Genomic DNA, 21,089 nt, shown 5'->3' with positions numbered 1-21,089 from the left:
TCGGCCGCGTAGATGAGGGTGCTCCCGGAGCTGACGATGGCCTTGAGCTCACCGGTCCGCACATCGAAGCCGGGGGCGCCGGACAGCCCGCCCGAGGCGAGGACCTCGGAGGAGAGGTGGCCGGGGAGCCGCCCGTTGACCGGCCCGGCGAGGACCAGCGACTGGCTCATCGGGTAGCCGGCGAAGGCCAGCCAGTCGCCGACCTCGGCCGGGCCGCTGGCGAGCCGGGCGGCCTTCTTCTTCAGGCCGTAGACCGCGCCGAGCGCCAGGTCCATGCCGGGCTGCTGGTCGTCCTCGTGGCGCAGCAGGTTGAGGACGTCGTTGCCGGCCTGGGCGACGCCCTCGAGAGGCCCGAATGCCGAGGCCGGCAGGGTCACCCAGGTCACGACCGGCAGCCCGTCGGCCTGCGCCTGTCCCTTGGCGAGGTGCGCGGCGGTCAGGATGTACGCCGGTTCGTCGTCGGTCGCCTCCTGGATGACGACCGCGGTCCCGAGGCCCCGTCCGGAGGCATCGCGCAGGACCACCCGGGAGGCGTCGGCATCGGTGATCGGCGAGCCGTGCGCGGCCAGCTCCAGCGGCGCCCCCGCGCTGACCGGGCGCAGGCCGGTCAGCAGGTGGCGACCGGGCTCGATCGAGTAGGTGACCAGGTTGACGATGCTGGTGGGGCGGCCCTCGGTGTTGGAGAACATCGGCTCGCCAAGGTCGACGCGGTAGATCCGCACCGGGCCGTCCCGCTGGACGATCGGGTTCTCCGCCGTGGCGACCCGTGCGGCCACCTCGAGCAGCCAGCGCTGGCGGTCGGCGTTGTCCAGTACCGAGGGCAGCAGGTATCCGAGCTGGTCGGCCATGGTGCTGAGGAAGGCGTCCAGCGCGGAGGCGTGCTTGCCCAGCTCCCAGTGGATCTGGCGGCCGTCGACGACGAGCGTGGCGCCGTTCGGCAGGGTGATCTCCAGCGTGACCCGGTTGTCGCGGATCCGGATGGTGAAGCCGGTCTCCCGCGCGCCGGCCGGTGCGGCCGAGGCAAGAGCATCGGGCTCGGCACGCCGCCAGCCGCCCGCACCGCGCAGCTCGGCGAGCTTGTCCGCCGCCCGCTGCCAGGCACGGTGCACCGACTTGTCCGGGTCGCCCCGCAGCAGCAGCTCGGCCCGACCCAGCGCGGAGGCGGCCTGGGCCAACAGCTCCCAGCCCCGCTCGCGGTCCGTGTTGCGCAACCGCCGGACCTCACGCAGCAGACCCTCGGCGTGGCGGGTCCAGGACCTGGCGTCCAAAGGCCCGTCCCGGGGGCTCGCCGGCACCGTCACCCGGCGCGGAGCCGGCGCCGAGGGCCTCGGCTCGGCGGCGAGCTCGGCGGTCAGCGCCTGGATGGCTCTGCCCAGCTCGGGGTGCGCCTGGTCGTACTGCTGAACCAGGTCGGGCCGGTCCGGGTTGGTCACCCGGAGCATCTCCCGGGTCATGATCGCGTGCTGGTTGCGCGGGGACAGCCGCCCGAACGCGGCCACCGTGCGGGGATCGGCGTAGATCACGCCCTGGTGCACCCAGAACAGCACCAGCACGCCCGGCGCCGCCCGGTCCAGCAGGCCCTGAACGGTGCGCAGCTCAGCCTGCGTCTGGTTGAGGCGCCAGGTCATCCCGTTCGGGGTGCCGAGTGGCAGCCACTGAGGCAGGGGGGCAAGTCGCGGGTCGCCGTCGTAGACGATCGAGCCGTCGGCCGCGTCGAGGGCCAGCGGGCCGCCCGATGCGGCATCGCGGCTACCCGGCCGGGGCATCTCGCCCACCTGAGGCCGCTGCCGCGCGTCCAGCTTCTGCGGCGACAACGTGTTACCGAGCTTCGCGCGACGGTTGAGCAGCCAGCTCAGCAGCGGCGCGACCAGCACCGCACCGGCGAACGCCAACGCGACCACGGTCGGGTCGGTGACACCGATGTAGTGGATGTTCGCGATCACCAGGAGGGCGACCGCGAGGATCGCGGCCGCCGATGGCGGGCCGCGGATCCTGGGCAGCATCGAGATCAGCTGGAGCAGCCCGGCGCTCAGCGCCGCGACCAGCGCCCCGCCGGCCAGCACCAGCGGCACCGACGCGCCGATCACAGCCGCGCCACCGAACCCGCCGCCGACCGCGAACAGCGCCGCGGCAGCGCCGGCCCAGCCCAGCCCGCGCAGTGCGGTCATGAGCAGGGCACGGGAGCGGCCCGGTGCGGACGCCGATGCGTCAGCGGGATCGCTGTCCTGTTGGGTCCCGGTGTCCTGTTGGGTCCCAGACTGCTGCTGGGTCCCGCTGTCCTGCTGGGTCCCGGACTGCTGCTGGGTGCCGGTGCCCTGCTGCTTCCCGGACTTGTCGGCGCCATCGAGCAGAGCTTCGAAGTCGGGGCGGTTCGGCCAGTTGAGCAGGTCGGCCCGGTCCAGCTCCGCCTGTGCCCGTGCCCGCAGCTGCTCGGCCACCACCCGCAGCCGCGCGGCCAGGGCCTCGTCGCCGTTGCCGGCCACGAAGTCGGCCATTCGCTCCCGGGACTCGGCCTGCTGGCGCAGCTGGCGGGCGTTCTGGTGCAGCTTGAAGGTCCACTGCAGCGCGTTGAGCATCGGCACGGTGACCAGGGAGTCCGCCGGAAGGGTCGCCACAAGGGTGTGCAGCGCGTCCAGCGTCGGCGCCAGGTGGCGCTGGTGCATGGCGAAGGTGGCGGCGTTGCCCCGCGCCAGCCCGTGGAGAATCCCGATCGCCTGGCCGGCGGTGACCGCCGCGTGCCCGGTCAGCAGCCACTCCTCGCCGTCGGGGCCGCGCACCTCGGGGGCGCCTGCGAACGGGGCGAGGGCGTTCGCGGCACCCTGGTAGTCGCCTTGCTGGGCCAGTTGGCGGGCCTTCTCGACGGCCTCGGCGGAAACTCCGGCGTGCCCGGCGCCGATCGTCGGGTTCGTCCCCTGCGACGGCGGCGTGTGCGCATCGCCCGAGCCTTCGTCTCCGTGCTGCCCCTCGTCGCCCGAGCCTTCGTCGCCGTGCGAGTCCTCGTCGTGGGAAGACTGGTCGTGCGCGGTGTCCTGGTGCCCGGGGGCCTGCTCCTCGCTGGCGCCCGACTCCCACGGTGTGTGTCCCTCGCCGAATGCCTCCTGGTAAGCGTCCAGCGACTGGCGCTGGTCGCCCAGCGTCTCGTACAACCGGTGGACGGCCTGGTCGAGGGCGGCCGAGGCCGCGGGGTCGTTCGGGTTGCGTCGGGAGGCCGCGAGGGCGTCGTAGAACGCCTGGCGGGCGTCGTGCGCGTCCTGGGTGGCCGCGTCGTAAGCGTCCAGCGCGGCCTGCTCCCGGATGGTCTGGGGGTCTGCCTCCTCGGTGCCGGTGGCCCGCTTGCCCCGGGAGCCGACTGGGTTGCCGGCGTCGGCGACGGCGACCGCGTCGGCGAACCGCAGGCCGACCTGCCGGCCGAAGATGCTGAGGTTGATCAGCCGGTGCTGCCGGCGATTCGCACTCCGAGCGTTCTGCTCGGCGTCGTCGAACAGCTTCTTCGCCCGCTCGAGCTGCTCGCCGGTCAGCTTGCCCTCCTGGCCCTTCACCTCCGCCTGCAGTGCGGCCAGCTTCTTCTTGGGCGCGTACTTGGCCAGCTGCTCGTCTTCCAGCGACAGCTTCTTGTCGTAGGTCGCTGTCTCGTCCTCGCCTCGGATGCCTCGACCGATTAGCTGGCTGTCCTGGCTGTCGGTTTCGCCCTTGGCACTGATCCCGATGTGCGTGCCGCCGGCCTTCTTCACCTGGTCCTTGGCGGCTTCGTGCTCGGCGTCGGTCTGGCCCAAGAACTTCTTGTCACCACCGGCGCGGTAGTCGGTGGCCCGGGCGCCGGCCTGGGTGACGATGGTGATCTCCCCCGGTAGCTTGGCCCTGGCGACCGTGTCACCCTCGTTCGCCGCCCACTCGGGTAGGGCGTTGACCATGCGGACCTTGACGGTCTCGCCGTCGTCACCGGGCTTGACCTCGGCGGTCACGCCCATCTTGGCGAACGCTTCGGCGATCATCTGGGCCAGCCGCTGGGCGTGCGGGATGGACTTGACACCGATGGTCACCGGCTGGCCGTTCTTGCTGCGCTCCAGCGTGTCGGAGACCCGTGCCTCGTCGGCGCCCTTCTGGGTCGGGTAGACGTCGTAGCCGACCTCTTGGGCCTCGGGCATCTTGACGGTGATCGTCTCGACCCGCAGCCCGTAGAACGTCCAGAACAGCTTCTCGTCGGCCTTGGCGGTACCGGTGAGCCCGATGACCACACCGGTGTACTTCTTGACGTACTTCGGGGTGGTGATCGAGCTGACGATGCGCTGCGGCTCGTGGATCGGCAGCCCGTAGATGGCCTCCATGACCCGATGGGCGTCGCCGTTGAACCGCAGGTGCGGGTTCGCCCGCCCGGTGCCCTCGGACAGCAGCACCACCGCGTCGTCCAAGATGTGGTCGCGGTTGAGCGCGTGCTGGCGAGCGGTCTCCAGAACGTCCAGGACCTGTGCCCGCTGCTTGTCGGTCAACCCACTCAGCGTCTGCTCACCGGAGGCGGTCAGCTTGGCCTTGCCCGACTGGGTGAACGAGTAGTCACCCGCGCCCAGCCGCATCGCCTGATCGACCGCGGCCCTGATCTGGTGGCTGGTGCGCACCTTGCGCAGGTTCGTGGTGATCCGCTCGGCGATCACCGACGGGTTCAGCGCCTGCCAGTTCAGTACGTCATCGGCCTCGTCGACCACGTAATGGCGCAGCTCGCGCTGCACCACCTTCTGGCCTTCGGCGGCCTTCGCGTCCCTCTGGTTGGTGTGCTCGAAGATCGTCTTCTCGCCGATGGTGAGGTCCTTGGCGAACTCCACTCGTAGTTCGGCATCCGTCATGCCCTGCTTGGCTTGCCCGGCCTCCATGCCCAGCCGGCGATAGACCGGGCGCATCTCCTCGAAGAAGTTGCCTGCCTTCTCCTTGGTGTGGAAGACCTGGTGGACTCCCTTGCCCTCCAGCGCCAGCCAGTACCCGATCGCTCCCTGGATCAGGGACTTCCCGGCGCCCATCCGCATCTCGAGGATCAAGCCACGAACCGTGCGGCCCATCCACGTACGGGACTGATCGGCCGCCAGCCGAGCCTTGGCCAGGGCCACTACCTGGTGCGGAAGCCAGTCCTCGATCCCCCCGTTCGGATGCTCCTGCTTGTAGGCATCGAGGAACTGCTCGGCGGCGGGTTCTGCCGCGTTCGACAGCGACCGCTGCTTGGACTGCACCTGCTCACGCAGCTGCCGAGGTGTCGGCGTCTGGTCATGCCCGTCAGCGCTACCGCCGTCGTGTGAAGAGGAGTTGGGCTCCCGCGGCGGTGGAATGCCGGACGAGCGGTCATCCCTCTTCGGGTCCGGTTTCGGGTCGAACCCTCGGGTGTTCTCTGCGTAGCCCGTCGTGCTGTCAGCGCTCTTCTCGCTGCTCGGCGGGGTGCCGGCGCCGTGCGGGCCGCCGCCCTGTCCGGCCGGTCCAGCGCCGCCGTTGCCCGCGCTTTCCGCGGGCTGGGTCGGGTTGCCGCCCGGGTCCGAGCCGGGCGTGGTGGGCCGCCCGGCCTGGCCGGTTGCGCCGCTGGAGCCGTGGCCGGCCGAGTTGGCACCGGTAGATGCTGTGGCATCGGTGGTGTCGCGCACGGTGGCGGTGCCGTCGGCCGGTGTCGTGGCCGTGTCGGCCACGCCGGCCGGTTCGGTCGCGTTGGCCGGCTGGCTGGTGTTCGCCGGCTGGCTGGTGTTGGCCGGCTTGGCCGCAACCGCATCGCCGTCCGGCGTGCCGGCACGCCTGCCACCCGTGCCACCGACCGCGCCGGCCGCGGCGCCGCCGCCCGCCCCGGCACCGGCCACGCCAGCCCCGCCGGCTGAGCCACCGCCCGGACCGACGCCACCGGCACCGCTGCCCACGCCGTCTCGGCCGGAGCTGACCGGGCCCGGGCCGCCACCAGCGACGGAGTCACCGGGACCCTGGCCGCTGTTCAGGCCTGCGCCCGCCGCTGGGCCACCCCGGACGGACGCCACTGTCGGATCGGTTCCGCCGTCGGACCCGGCCGGCCGGTGCCCGGCCACCAGCTCACCATCGCCGGCGCCACCCAGCTCGCCGTCGCCGGTTGAGCCGAACGCCCGCTGCCCCGAGCCTTCGACCGCCTTGCCGGCCGAGCCACTGGGCGTGCCGTCGCGGGCGCCGCCGGCTTGGCCGCCCCGCTCGTGCACGTTGCGGACCTCGCCGCCGGGTTCACCCGTGCCGCGATACGGGCCGGCACCCGGCTCACCGTCGCCGCGCCCGGCGCCGGCCAACCGCTCGCCACTGCCCGGGATGTCCCCGGTGCCCCGCCCGGCATCACGCGCCTTGCCGGTGGCCTCGTCACCGCTTCCTCCAGTGCCCTCGCCCGACTCCTCGGACCGGGCACCGACGTGCTGGCCGTACTCGCGCGCCGGGCCGCCCGAGCTCCGGCCGGAGCCCCGGAACATCACCGACACGGTGTCATCGGGCGCCGAGGACAGCTCGTGGTCACCGTCGAAGTAGCGGGTGGTGTCCCCTTCCTTCTTGAAGTACACGATGTGCTCGGTGCCGTCCGCGTTCCTGCTCAACACGAAGCCGTCGGTGCCCGAGTCCGCATCGGCCATACGCTGGTTCAACCCGGTCGCGGTGGTCGGTTCGTCGTGGGTGTTGTACTTCTCCTGGAAGTGCCGCACGACGGTCACGGTGTCCTGGGTGGTAGCGGTCGCCGCCGGCACGTCGGCGAGGTTGACCGCGCCCGGGTTCGCCGAGTTGTCCGCTCGTACCTCCGCCTCACAGGCACAGTTGCGGTTCGGACCCAGCGGCGCCGGCCCGTCCTCGTGCTGGCCGTTGCCGGTGTTGATCCCGGTGCCCGGCTGGGTGCCGTTGCCGCTGTGGCCGCCGGGCTGGTTGACCGTGGTCACGCCGGTCTGCTGGCCGGTCACCGCCCCGCGCAGCTGGTTCGGGGTGAGCGGCCCGGAGTTGTTGTTGTTGTTGTTATTGGCGGTGACGACAGCCAGCGTGCCCAGCAGGCCGGTCGCGGCGGTCGGCGGGGGCATACCGGCACGCAGCGTATCCGTGAACCTGACGTCGGAGCGGTGCGCGGCGGCCTTGCCGCCCAGCCACATCAGCCCGTTGCCGAGCATGTCGCTGCCGGCCTGGAGCCAGTCACCCGGCCCCATCTCGCCGGCGTTCGCGGCGATCATCGCGCCGTTGGCGACGAACATCCCGCCGAACGTCCAGTTGGCGGCCTCGCCGAGGCCCATCAGGAGGCGGCTGCCGGACGACAGGTTGCCTAGGCCGGCGATGCTGGCCACGCCGCCGATCCAGGCCATGGCCGCTTCGGAACTGTCGAACGGATTGATGGTCTGCCCGACGCTCGCCCGGCCGTGCAACGTGTCGTAGGTCTGGTAGAGGCTGTTCGCGGTCAGCCCGATGAACCCGATCGGCGCGGCCGGGGTGAACATCAGCACGGTGCTGATGGCGTAGGTACCCCAGTTGATCACCTGCTTGTAGACCGGGACCTGTTTGCCGGCCACCGTGGTGAGGTGCACGTTCCCACCGACGCGGGTGATGTTGTCATCCCCGATGAAGGTGTCGTCCCTGCGCAGGATCTCGTTGCGTTCCTGGAACGTCTCCAGGTCGGGGTAGTGGTTGGCGTTGGAGTCGAGGACCTCCGAGCTGCCGTCGGCCTTCTGCGCCACCCACATCTGCATCCAGCGCAGCTGGCCGGTCTGCGAGTCCTGCACGATCGTGCCCCGCTCGTAGACCTTCCCGCCGGGGCCGGCCTGGTCCAGCGCGGCCCGGGCGACCTTGTCCGCCTTCCCGTAGCCGCTGACCTCGGGGATGATGTGGCGGCGCAGCTGGTCCAAGTCACTGGGCAGCGGGTCGCCGGTGCCGAACAGCTCGTTACTGATCGCCTGCGGGCTGCCCTCGGCGGCGAACTCGGCGCGCCGGTCGGCGGCCGTGGCGCCTCGGAACTTGTCACCCTGGACGCTCGGCGAATCCCAGTACAGGTCCCACTTGTCGTGGTAGTTCTGCCAGTCGTGCCCGAACTGCGCCGAGCGGAGCATGTAGTAGGCGTCCGGCGTGGCGGACGAGACCGGTCGGGAATCGCCCATCTTGTTGTCCCCGGTGCGTGACCCGGGGTCGTTGGCCGCGGTGTCGTAGCCGTTCCCGGCCACGGCGGCGAGCCGATCGAAGCGGGCCGCCTCGTCCTTGTTACCCGCCTCGTTCAGCTTGGCCGAAGCCCGCTCGGCGCCGACCTGCACCTCGTTCATCGCGGCCAGCTTGGCGGCCATGTCGGTGTTGCCATACCGCGCGAACACCGCGTCGTACTGGCGAGCCCGGTCGCGGTCCGGCGAGCCGCCCGATCCTGACTTCGGCGACAGCGCCTTGATGTTCGCCTGGGCGGCGTCCAGCGCGCCCTGTTCGGCCTTCAGCCGGTCACCCTCGGCGTCCAGCGCCGTCCGCTCCTCGTCACTGGCCGGTGCCCCGCCGTTGATCGCCGCCACCCGCTTGTTCCGGGCGTCCTGCGCCTGTTCCTGCGCGTTTTGCCGGGGGATCAGGCTCAGCTGGACGATCTTCGCCGCCTCCTGCTTGACGAAGTCCAGGTTGGGCGTGCCGTCCGGGTTCGTCGGCAGGGTCTCCGGCACCGGCTTGTTGTCCGGCCCCAGCGGCTTGCCGGTGTCGCTCACCCCGTTGGGCAGCCCGGTCAGCCGGCCGATCTCCGGCATCGGGCTGGTGGCCTTCGGGTCGCGCTGCTTGGCGAGCGCCAGCAGGTCGGCCTGCAGCTGCGGGTTCTGGGCCAACTGCTGCTCGATCGAGTCGACCGGGCGGTGGTTGTCGATCATCGGGATGCCGGCAACCATGGTGGCCCCGGACAGCACCCGCCGGGCGGAGTCGAAGTTGGCGGCCAGGTCGTTCGCCTTGTCCACCGCCTGGCTCTGCTCCGGGGTGAGCTTGTGCCCGGCCTGCGCCGCCGCGTTCGCCGCGTCCAGGGTCGGCTTCAGGGCCAGCACCTGGTCCAGGTCGTACTGCGCGTCGCTGGCACGCCCGGCGACGGTGAGTATCGCGAGGCCCTTGTCCTGCTCGGACAGCTTCAGCGACTTGAGGTAGGCGTCTCGCTGGTCGCCGCTCATGCTGTCCAGCGCCTCGGACGGGATGATGCCGGGAACGGTGCCGTCCCGGTCGAAGCGCTCCTTGTCAGCGGCCTTGAGCTGCTGGTCGAGCACGCTGTCGCCCGGGACGCGGCGGATGTCCGGATCTGTGATCAGGTTCAGCGAGCCGTCGTTGTTGGAGCCGTACCAGCCCAGGTCCTTCACGTCCGGCGTGGTGCTCGAGCAACCGCCGCCGACCCCGCCGAAGCAGCCGCGCCCGGAGTTGCGGCCCGCGTTCGGCCCGTCGGTGTACGGGTTGAGCAGGTAGGCGCCGCAGCCGCGCGGCCCGCAGTCACCGGCCTTGTCCAGGTTCTGCGTCTGGCCCAGCGAGTTCTTCAGGTGGCAGCTGGTGACCGGACCCTCGCACAGCGTGCCGCCGCCCGGGCCGTTGCGCTGGACCAGCGTGCAGTAGGAGCCGGTGCAGACCCCGCCGTTGCCGAACGGGTCGGTGAACTCCAGCGTGTTGCGCCCGTCCAGGTTGACCACCCGCGCCGTGCCGTTCGGGTTCGGGCCCGTCCCGGTGGGCAGCTCCATGTGCATCTGGCAGTTGGCGCAGGGCTTGGTGGGCTGCTCACCGGCCGGCCGGGTGGGCGTGCACTGCCCGTGGCAGTCGATCACGCCACCGACGCCGTTGCTCGGGGTGACCACGGAGATCCCGTCGTCCTTCGAGCCCTGGATGTCGATCGAGCGTGCGTCCAGCGGGAGGGCCGCCTCCATCATGGAGGCTTGCTCCGGGGTCATCGCGAGGCTTGGCTTCGAGATCTTCCCCGCGGCGTACGCCTGGTCCAGGGTCAGCTTCTGGGCTTTCCACTCGGCGCCCATCTTGATGGTGCGGCCTTCTTTGAGGTCCACCTCGCCGGTCTGGCCACCCGTGATGATGTAGCTGCCGCTCTGGTCGTGCGGACCCCGGGTGGTGATCTTGGTAAGGGTGTTCCCCGGGTCCGCGCCGTTGCCGTCGGAGATGGCCACGTCACCGTCGAAGCCGGTGAACTTGCCCTTGCCCTTGAACTCGAAGTAGGCCGGGCCGCCGTTGTCACCCCGGCCGATGAACCTCGTCCTGGTCTGGCCGCTCACGCCGTCCAGGCTCAGGCCGTCGACCTCCATGGTGTCGAAGCCTGGGGAGCCCGGCTTGGCGTTGGCCGGAAGCGGCATCGTCGGGCCGGTGTAGGTGTACTTGCCCACGATGCCGTAGGGGGCGTCGGGGCCGGTGGCGCCGCTGAACCGGGTGTTCGGGTCGCTGAACCGCAGCGTGTTGGTGAAGGTCGCGGACGGCGCCTGCCGGATCTGGATGGTCTCGTTGGTGCGCCCGTCGTGCACCGTGCCGGTGCCGCCGACCGACGCCTGGGCGTTGTTGCCGTCCTTGTCCTGGGTGATCTGGGCGCTGGTCTGGCCGCGCACGATGCGCTGTTTGCCGCTGCCCGGGGCGGTCGGGGTGATCGTCTCGTAGGGGCCGCCCTCGGGCGCGTTCTTGGTGTAGTAGCTGGCCGAGATCTGGTTGTCCGCGCTGGCCGTGGTGCACTTGCCGGCCTGGGCGCACGGGTCGGTCGGCGCGATCGCGGTGTCCGGGGTGGCCGGCTGGCCCGACTCCTTGATCCGGGTGGTGGGCTTGCCGTCCTTGTTCGGGCCGGCGTAGGCGGCCACCCCGTCCAGCGGGACCTGGTCAATGGTCAGTGGCTTGCCGTCCGGCCCCAGGATCGGCTTACCGTCCGTGCCGACCGCGACACCCGGAATGCCTCCGCCCTGGCCACCCTGGCCGCCGTTCTGCGCCGCGGCGGCTGCCGCGGCCGCCGCCGCCTGCTTCGCGGCGATCTCCTGGCCGGAGTCGGCGGTCTTGGTGAACTGGCTCGGCCCACCCTGTTCCTGCTTGAAGTTCTCGCAGTCGCCGCTGCACTTCGCGCCACCGCTGCCGCCCGGCCCGGCCTGCGCCCAGGCCTGCACGCCGCAGCCGCCGTTGCGCGACCCGGAGCAGGTGCCGGAGCCATTGGCGGTCCAGTACCCGCCCTCGTCGGTCCAGGTCGCCTGCTGGTCGTACCGGTCACTCTTCGCCGCGTGCGCGAGGTGCTTTGCGGAGCAGTTCGGGGCGCCGACGCACGTCGCCGCCGCAGCCGCTTCGGCTGTGCTGCCCTCGCTCTTCGCGGACGCCGACGAGGTCACCTGCACCTGGCCCATCTCGCCGGAGCCGTGCGCATCGCCATTCGCGTGAGACTTGCCGGCAGCCGCCTTGGAGTGGCTTTCCGCCTCGTAGGAGCACTTCGCGCCCGAGTCACCGGTGCAGGTGGCGGCGGCGGTGGAGGCCTCCTCGTTGGCCGCGACCTGCGTGGCCCCGGCGCACTGGCCCTTCTCCCCGGCGGCGCAGTCGGTGTGTGAGGTGGAGTCGTTCGTGCCGCCGGGTGCGTTGGCGTGCGCCACACCCTCGGTGTGCGTATGGCAACCGGTGCCCATGCAGCTGGCGGACAGCTGCACGAAGTCCTTCGCGGCGGCGCCCTCGGTGCCGGCCATGCAGCCACCGGACGCCTGGCAGACCGAGTCGGCCTTGCCGTTCACCTTGGCGGCTCCGGTCACCGTGGTGTGCGACTCGGCATGGCTGGCGCAGCCGCCCGGGGTGCCGTTGTCGCAGCCAGCGACGATCTGCGTGGTGGCGTCGGCGGCCGGGTTCGGGCCCGTGGCCAGGGTGACCATCGAGCTGGCGGACAGCTGCGCGGCGCAGCGGGTGCTGCCGTCGCAGGTGGCGTCGCCGGTCGCGGTGGAGTTGGTGTGCTGGCTGTCCGGGCCGCCGGAAGCGTTCGCGCTGCCGGTGACCTTGCCGGTGCAGCCGGCGTCCGGGCAGGAGATCAGCGAGGTGGCCTGGCCGGAGCCGGTGAGCCCGGCCTGCGGCTTGCCGTCCGCGCCCTTGCCGGCGGTGACGTTGGTGGTAGCAGTGGCCTGGCTACCGACCGCGCAGCCGGTCTGGCCGGAGGTGCAGGTGGCGTCGGTGCGGGTGACGCCCGGCAGGCCCGCGATTGCGCCGCTGCTGGTGGCGGTGCAGCCGGGACCCGCGCACTGGGCGAAGGAGGAAGATTCGGACCAGGTGACCGGGACCGTGTCCGCGCTGATCGGCTTGTTCGCCGCGTCGGTGGCCTGCTGGGCGGCCTGCTGCGCCTGGTCGGCAGCCTTGGCCTTGTCTCCAGCGGCCTGCTTCTGGGCGTCGGTGGCGCCGGGGGCGGCGGCCTGCTGGCCGGCCTGATCGGCGGCCTGGCGAGCCTGCTGCGCCTGCTGGGTGGCCTGGTCGGCCTGGTTCTTGGCCCGTTCGGTCATCACGTCGGCCACAACCTGGCCGGATCCCGACACGGAGGTGCTGCTGGTCTGGCATGCGGAGCTGCTGGTGGTGCACGTGCTGTTGGTGGTGCTGGTCCCCTGCGGTGGGCCGTGGCTACCGACGCCGCCGGCCGCGTGGTCGATACCGGCAATGCCGGTGGCGGAGCTTTGCGGGCCGCCGGCGCACGGGTTGTTGCCGGCGCAGTCGAGGGTGGCCCAAGCACTGGTCCAGCTGGATGCGCCGGGCACGGTCGGTCCGCCGGAACTGGCGGACGAGCCGGGGGCCGCGGGCACGGCGGGCTGGTTCGGGTTCTGCCCCGGCTGCCCGTTCTTGTTCTGCCCACCCTGCGTGGCGGCCTGGCCGTTCTGTGCACTGTTCGCGTTGCCACCACCACCAACCTGCTGGTTGGTGGTGGTGGCGTTGCTGCTGGGCTGGTCGGTGACCATCGGCTTGATGCTGTTGGCGTCGGGGCTGGAGGAGGCGGCGCCGTTGACCACGGCGGTGCAGGTGCCGCCGGTGGCGCCGGGGCAGCCGCTGGTGGCTTGGTTGCCGCGCGGTGCGTCGGAGACGCCGGGGTTGGTGGCCAGTGCGGTCAGGGTGATCTTCGCGCCGCCGCAGTCGCCGCCCTGCTCACAGACCAGCTTGCCGCCGGCGACCGAGGCGGCGGACGGGCCGGTACCGAGGCGCTCGGCGTTCGGGGTGGCCGGGTTGTTGCTGTCGCCGGCGTAGGTGAGGGCGGCGCCGGTGCCGGTGAAGGCGTTGGACAGGGTCTGTACCTGGCAGCTGCTCGCACCCGGCTCGCAGCCGACGGTGGCCTCCGAGGTGCGCGGCTTGCCGCCGTCGATGGCGCCGTCGAAGGCGGCGGAGGTGGTGTGTGCGCTGCCCTGGCAGGTGGTGGTCTGGCAGTCCAGGCTCGCGGCGGCGCGGGAGGTGGAGGTCGGGCCGGCGGTGGGCTGGCCGGGCAGCGGCTTGCCGTCCGCGCCGAGCTTGACGTAGTCGGTGACGGTGGAGGCGTCCGAGCTGGCCTGGCCCAGGCAGTCGCCGTTTTTGACGGTGCAGTCGCCCGCGGTGGAGGAGCCGCGCCGGTTCGGGGAGACCGCGGTGTCCAGCGCTGAGGTCTCGGCGAAAGACTTGCCGCCGCACTCGGTGTTGGCGCTGTCGGTGGTGTGGGTGCAGCGGATCTGCGAGTCGGCGTGGCTGACGCTGACCGTGCCGGCCGGGGTGGCGGGCTGGCCGTTCAGGCCGGCTTCCTGTGCCTCGCGGAAGGAGACCTCGGTGGAGGCAGCCTGGCCGCAGTCGGCGCCGGCGCCGTGCGCGTCGCACTTGGTGGTGCCGATGCTGTCCTTCGAGCCGGGCACGCCGCCGGAGGTGGCGCCGTTGAGGTTGCCCCGGCAGTCGGCGGAGGTGCAGTGCAGGGTGGCATTGGTCGCGCTATTCGCGTTCAGGCCCTTGGCCAGCTCGGTGGCCACATCCACCGGGGCGGCCGAGGTGGCCGGGGCGCCGGTGGTGGTGGCGTTGGTGGCGGGCTGGGCGACCAGGTCGGCCGGGGTGAGCGGGGTGCCGGTGTTGGTGGCGGTCGAGGAGGCGTCCACCGCGCACTGGCCGTCGGTGGCGTTGGCGGTGCACTGGTGGAAGGCGCCGGTGGCTTGGGTCGCCGTGGTGTTGTTCGCGCCGGCGGTGACCTCGGCGTGGGTGGCGGCGTTGGCCGCGCCGCCGCAGCCGGCGGCCTGGTCGCAGGTGATGTTGCTGGCGCTGAGCGAGCCCTGGTCGGCGTCGCCGCCGGAGGAGGCGACGCAGTCACCGCCGTTGATCGTGCAGTCGGAGGCGCCGTTGCGGGACTGCACGTCGGTGTTGGTCTGCTCGGCCGTGGCCGGGGCGACCTGCGCGCCGGCGCTGTTCAGCACCGCCGGCGCCGCCTTGGTGATCGTGGTCTTCTCGGTGCGGCCGTCGGTGTTGGTGGCGGCGTTGCCCTTGCAGCCGGTGGCGCCCTGCGCGCAGCGGGCGGCGGCCTCGGCGGCCGGCGCCGGCGCGTCGGTGGAGTCAGTGCTGGTGTCACCGCCGGTCGGCAGGGCTTGCCAGCCGTAGCGGCCGGTGGACTCGTCCAGGCTGGCCGCCACCGTGGTGGTGGTGTCACAGCCGATGGTGGCGACCTCGCAGTGCGCCTTGCTGGTCGCGGAACCGTTCTCCTTGCGGCGCTGCGCGGCCTGCGCGGCGGTCTCGTCGTCCGGGGCGTTCTCCCGGGTGCGGGCGCCGGTGGAGTCGGTGTCGCAGGTGCCGTTGCGGGTGGCACAGTCCGCGCCGGCCTCGGTGATGGTGGCGTAGCCGGCCAGGGCACAGTCCTTGGTGCAGGCGCCGGTGGTCTGGGCGTAGCCCTCCTTCTTCCCCGCGCTGATCGAACCGGCCAGGTCGGTGTTGTCCGGCAGGGTCGGGGTGCGGCCGTTCTCGGTGCAGCCGCCTCGGGCCTGGCAGAACGTGTCCACCCCACGCGAATCGGCGTTGGCCGAGGTGTTGCACTCGCCGATGCCGCAGGTGGTGTTCGCGGTGGTGGCGCCGGCCTTGGTGTCGGTGCCACAGCCCTTGGCCGGGTCACAGAACGCGTTCGCCGTCCGGTCGCCCGCGGTCACCGTGCTCGAACATCCGGAGATGCCGACCAGGCAGAAGCTCTGGTCCCGCTTCACCCGGCCCGTGGTGGGGTCGATCGCGGCGACCGAGCATTCGGCGAACGCGCCGGAGTTGGAGCAGGCGGCGCCGGCGCCATCGGCACCCGCATCGGCGCGGGCCGCGCGGCCGTACCCGGCGGCGGAGCGCAGTTCGGCGGTCTGGCCGAAGACGGTGTCGCGCTGGTCGTTGTAGGCGGCGGCCTGCTCGTCATACGCGGCCTGGGTGATCTTGCCGGCGTCCAGCTGCTTGCGCGCCTCGTCCAGCTGCCCCTTGGCGGTGCCCAGGTTCTGCTGGCCGGACACAACGTCGTTGAGCAGCTGGGAGTTGTACGGGTCGAGCTGGGCTAGCTGACTCTGCGACTGGTCGGCGGTGGTCTGGCGCGCCTGCTGGGCGGCGACCTGCTTGTCATAGTCGGCCTGCGCCAGCTTCCCGGCGTCGAGCTGGCCCTTCGCGGCGTCCAGGCTCTTCTGACCCTGGATCACCGCGAGCCGGTCATTGAGAGCCTTGGCGGTGGTCTGCTCCGAGTAGTTCGGGTCCCACCAGTTGACCGGCTGATCAGTGCTCTGGTTGGGGTCATCCAGCAGCTGCGGAGGGCCGCGGTTGGACAACGACTGGGGCTGGCGGGTCTGCAGGTTGCCATTGGCCAGCGCGCATTCGACGTCGCCTTCGCAGTTGGTGCCGGCGAACTGGCCCTCGCTGTTCAGGCCCCAGCTGTTGTCCTGGCCCGCCTGGCCTCCGGTTTGGCCGCCTTGGCCGGCGCCGGTGCCTTGGCCGTAGCGGCCGCTCGCGGCCAGAGCGTCGAGAACGTCCTGCGCGGCGGCGGTCAACAGCTGGCGGGCCTGGTCACCGGCCTGCTGCCCAGCCACCTGGCCGACCAGCCCGGACACCGCATCGGTCACCCCACCCAAAATCTGTGAGAAGTCATCCAGCGTGGCCGGCCGCGTCCCGTTCCCGCTGTTGGACCCACCCCCGACGTTACTGCCGCCGTTGCCGTTGGAGCTGCCGCCGTTGCCGCCAGCGTTGCCGCCGGAGACCCCGAGGGTCTTGAGCAGGTCAGAGACGAAGTCGTTGGTCAGGTCGGTGATCTGCTCGGCCAACCCACCGCCGCGCTGACCCTGACTCTGCTGGTTCTGTAGGCCGGACTGGCCCCGACCACTCCCAGGGGTGCGGGACAGACCGAGGGAGTCGAACAGGTCGGACAGAAACTCTGACACCGAGTCACCGATCGACCCGGCCCTGTCCTGGCCCCGCATCGAGCCGGCGATCTTCCCGACCGTGTTGTGCTGAACCTGCGCCGGCTGCCGGCCCTCCCCTTGACCTTCGCTGTGACCGTGCAGGGTGTCCGTCAGCTGGTCGCGCAACTCGTCGAGCGCCTGCTCGGCGCGTCGCCCCGCCTTGTCGCCGGCGATCTTCGACACCATCCCGACGGCGCCATCGACGAACCGCGACAGCACCCCGTCCAGGCCCTCCAGCTCCTCACCGCTCGTGGAGCGGGACTGGCGCCGGTCGCCACTGCGGGCATCCACGCCCCGGCCGGCGCTCCCGCGGGAAACACCCAACGCCTTGCGCAGGTCGGAGGTGAAGTCCTCGGTCAGCTCCTCAACCGAACCCGCCCGGCGGGTGGACTGGCTGGCGCCGCCCCCATTAACGGCGCCACCCGCACCACTGCCCCCACCGGTCAACAGCTGCTCGAACATTCCGTTGAGGGCCTGCCAGGTCTGCTGTCCGGCATCCTTGCCTGCGACCTGGGACACCAGCCCCGAGGCCAGGTCGGTGAAGTTGCCCAGCGCCTGCTCCACACTCATCGGCTGCGCGGCCTGCTGCTGACCCTGCTGCTGGGCCTGTTGCTGCTGGCCGGCGGCCTTGGCCTCGGCCATGAACGCGTCGTAGTACAAGCCCTCCCAGTAGTCCATGTCATCCGAGAACGGACCCGGATCACCCGACCCACCCTGCTGGCCGTGCTTGCCTTGCGGGCCGCCGGACCCCCCGAGCAGCTGAAGCAGCCCGGAGACGAAGTTGTTGGTGAGCTGGCCGATGGCCTGGCTCATGTTGTTCTGCTGAGTCGTCTGCTGCGCACCCTGCTGGCTCTGGCCGGTGTTGTTGCTGTTGCCGGTCGGGCGAGAGATGCCCAGCTTGCCGAACAGGTCGGACAGGAAGTCGTTGACCGACTCGCTGATCGCCTGACCCAGGCTGCTCTGCTGGTTGCTGCTGCTCGGCTTTTGCGGGGCCTGGGCCGAGCCGGCGTTGCCGGTGGAGCCCTTGACCCCGAGCAGCTCCAGCAGGTCGGACACGAACCCGTTGGTCAGCTTGCCGATCCCAGCGGCCAGCTGCTGCTGGCCGGAGCCACCGCTCTGGCCGGCACCGTTCTGCCCGCCACCGTGGTTACCGGCGCCACTACCGAGCAGCTGCTGGAACAGACCGGCAAGGGCCTGCTGGGTTTGCTTGCCGGCGTTCTTGCCCGCGACCTGGGACACGATCCCGGAGGCCAGGTTCACGAAGTTGCCCAGTGCGTCGTCCAGGTTCGGACGCTGGCTCGGCTTCTGCGGGGTCTGGCTGGAACCACCGCCGGTGTTGGTGCCGCTGCCGGTGGAGCCCTTGCCGATGCCGAGCAGCTCGAGCAGGTCGGACACGAACCCGTTGGTCAGCTTGCTGATCCCGGCGGCGAGTTGCTGCTGCCCGGAGCCACCGTTCTGGGAGCCGCCGGTGTTCTGGTTGGCCGGTGGGCGCTGCTGCCCGGATCCGCTCTGCCCGCCACCGGTGCCGCCGGTGCCGTTGCCGTCGATGCCGAGCAGTTTCAGCAGGCCGGAGACGAAGTTGTTGGTGAGCTGCCAGATGGCCTGGCCGAGGTTGTTCTGTTGGGTCGGCCGCTGCGAACCCTGGTCCTGCTGGCCCTGGCTGGCGCTGTTGCCGGTCGGGTGGGAGATGCCGAGCTTGCTAAACAGGTCGGACAGGAAGTCGTTGACCGACTCGCTGATCGCCTGACCCAGGCTGCTCTGCTGGCCGTTGCCGGTGCTGGGCTTTTGCGGGGTCTGGCTGGAACCGCCACCGGTGTTGCTGTTGCCGCCCTTGACGCCGAGCAGCTGCAGCAGGTCGGACACGAACCCGTTGGTCAGCTTGCCGATGCCGGCGGCCAACTGCTGCTGGCCGGAGCCACCGTTCTGGGAGCCGCCGGTGTTCTGGTTGGCCGGTGGGCGCTGCTGCCCGGAACCGCCCTGCCCACCACCGTTGCCGCCGGAGCCGTTGCCGACGCCGAGCAGCTTCAGCAGGCCGGAGACGAAGTCGTTGGTCAGCTGGCCGATGGCCTGGCCGAGGTTGTTCTGCTGGTTGCTGGTGCTCGGCTTCCGGGGGGTCTGGCTGGAGCCTCCGCCGTTGCTGGTGGAGCCCTTGACGCCCAGCAGCTGCAGCAGCTCGGAGACGAAGTTGTTGGTCAGCTTGCCGATGTTCTGTGCGAGCTGCTGGCCGGCGCCGTTGTTCTGACCGGACTGCGAGCCGCCGTTCTGGGCGCCGCTGTTCTGGGAGCCGCCGTTGTTGTGGCTCGGCCGGTCGTTGTGGCCGAGCGCCTGGGTGAACTGGTCGGTCAGCCCCTCGAGGGCCTTGGTGACCTTCTTCGCGGCCTTCTTACCGGCCACGTCCTTCACGATCCCGGTGACCATGTCGGTGAACCGGTCGAACACCTCATCCAGGTCCGGCTGCCGCTGGGGGCGCTGCGCACCCTGCCCGGTGCCCCTGGAGTTCCCAGCGCCACCGTTGCCGCCGCCCTGGACCCCCAACAGCTCCAACAGGTCGGACACGAACCCGTCGGTCAGCTTGCCGATCCCGGCGGCCAACTGCTGCTGCCCGGAACCACCGTTCTGGTTGGCCGGCGGGCGCTGCTGCCCGGAACCGCTCTGGCCGCCACCGTTACCGGAGCTGTTGCCGCCGACGCCGAGCAGCTTCAGCAGCCCTGACACGAAGTCGTTGGTCAGCTGGCCGATGGCCTGGCCGAGGTTGTTCTGCTCACTGGTGCCGGTGCTCGGCGTCTGCGGGGCCTGGCCCGTGCCGGTGTTGCCAGTCGAGCCGTTGACGCCGAGCAGCTTCAGCAGGTCGGACACGAAGCCTTCGGTCAGCGTGGTGATGGCCTGGCTGAGGGCTTGCTGGGTCGGCCGCTGCGAGCCCTGTGAGCCCTGCTGGCTTGTGTTGGTGCTTGGGCGCTGCGGGGTCTGGCCCGCGTTGTTGTCACCGGTGTTGGTGCCGATCGCCTTGAGCAGGTCGGACACGAAGTCGTGGGTGAGGTCGCTGATCTGGTTGCCCCAGTCACCCTGGGGGGTGGGCCGGTGCTGGGCGCCACCGCCGCTGTGGGGCAGGCTGCCGATCAGGTCCCGGACGAACCCGAGGATTCCGTCGATGAAGTTGTCGGTCGTGCCGCCGGCCGGGGAGCGGTGGAGCTTGCTCGACCAGGAGGCCGGGTCGTTCTCGGAGGGACTGTCGTGCTGCGGGCGAGGACGGTAGGTCTGCGGGGGGCCGCGTCCGCCGCCAACACCGGGGTGGTGGCCGATCAGGCTCGGGTCCTGGTCGGTGCAGCCGAGCGCCAGGCAGGTGATGGGCCGCTCATCGGTCTCGGGAGCTAGGCCCGAGCCGCCGTGCGAAACATGTTTGGGGGCGCGCTCGGGCATGGCGAGCTGAAGATCGCTCGAACCACCGGCGGCGCCGCTGTGTTTGTTGAGTTTGTTGCTGACCGCGAGCGCTTCGGAGACCTGCCCGGAGAGTTCGATCAGCGCGGCGCGGGTGTGCGTACCGGCCTGCGTGCCGGCCACCCGGCCGACGATCCCGGAGACCAGGTCGACCATCCCGCCCATCATCTGCTCGACCTGTTCGGCCGCGGGCGCCTTCACCGCGGCACCGCCGGAGCCGGCCTGGTGGGTGGTCGACGCGCGGAACGGGTCCACATCGGCGAGGCGCTCATCCACCAACCGGTCGGCCGCGGCCAGCCGGCCGGCAACGATCCGGTCGCTCAGGGCGGGGTTGCTGTCGGCCTTCGCGGCGGCGTCCGACACCCGAGCGGTGACCTCACGCGTCAACGCGGCCGGGGTCGCGGCCGAGTCGCCAGCCCCACCACCGCGAGTGGTGTGCTCGGCCAGACGCTCCAACAGACCCGACACGAGCTTCGTCACCACGGTACCAACCGAGTCGGCCGTCTCACCGGCAGGCACCGAGGCCGTCCGGTCGGCGTGCTCGGCTCCGGCGGCGATCGTGCGCTTCGGCTCGGCGGCGACGCGCTTCTCCGAAGTGACTTGGTCCGTGGCGTTCCGGTCGGCGATGGGCTGCTTCGGCTCGGTGGCGGTCTGCGCCTGGAAGGTCGCCTCACCCCTGCCCGGCTCCGGCTCACCGGCCGCGCCGACGATCTTGTCGAGCAGGGCGCTGATGAACTCGGTCACCGGGTCGACAACGGAGTGAACTGTCTGGCCGAGGTTACCGTCCGTGGCCGCCGGGCGGGCCGTGGCCACATCGTGCTGGCCACCGCTCGTGGCCGCGGCCTGCTGGCCACCGGTGCCGTCGTGGCCACCAACGAATGGCCACTCGACCGAATCCGTGGCCACGGACTCGGTGGCCACCGCCGGCTGGTACCGGGCACGCAATTCGGACAATGACCGCGCCGGGGTGACCGTGGCCATCGTGGCCATCCGGCCATCCAAACCAACGGATTCCCCACCGCTATTGCTCACCGGCGTCGGCTTTTGTTCGCCGCCACCGAATGAGAACGACCAATCGGATTCATCCGCGTCCGTGTCGGAGTCCTGCTCGTAAGCGACCAATTGCACGGCGTCCTGCCCGGCAGCATTCGACACCGTCGAATCAGAAGCGAACTGGGCGGAAATGAACGTCGCGGCCATCCACAGCATCGCGGCGCCGAGCAACACCTTCCCGAACGACAGCGACGCCGCGACCGACAGCAGCCCGCGCAGCACCATCGACCCGGCGGCGCTGCTGCGCCTCCGGGCGGGTGCGGTCGGGGTAGCCAT

1 protein-coding gene (cut by a window edge) is annotated in these 21,089 nt (G+C 71.3%); it reads right to left on the bottom strand.

Annotation, left to right across the window (positions count from 1 at the left end; all coding sequences use genetic code 11):
• On the bottom strand, positions 1–21,089 hold the 5' end (the start) of the coding sequence (locus ABEB12_RS35890; protein WP_185063161.1) for a rhomboid family intramembrane serine protease. It extends 101,674 nt beyond the left edge of the window; the window shows 21,089 of its 122,763 coding nt (coding positions 1–21,089); its start codon is at positions 21,087–21,089; the stop codon falls past the left edge of the window.

Origin of the sequence: Actinospineispora eucalypti (genome assembly GCF_039543365.1) — a bacterium.
In the GTDB taxonomy this organism is placed as follows: Bacteria; Actinomycetota; Actinomycetes; order Mycobacteriales; family Pseudonocardiaceae; genus Pseudonocardia; species Pseudonocardia eucalypti.
The sequence above is the reverse complement of the archived record's forward strand: the minus strand, read 5'-3'. Positions and strand labels throughout refer to the sequence as shown.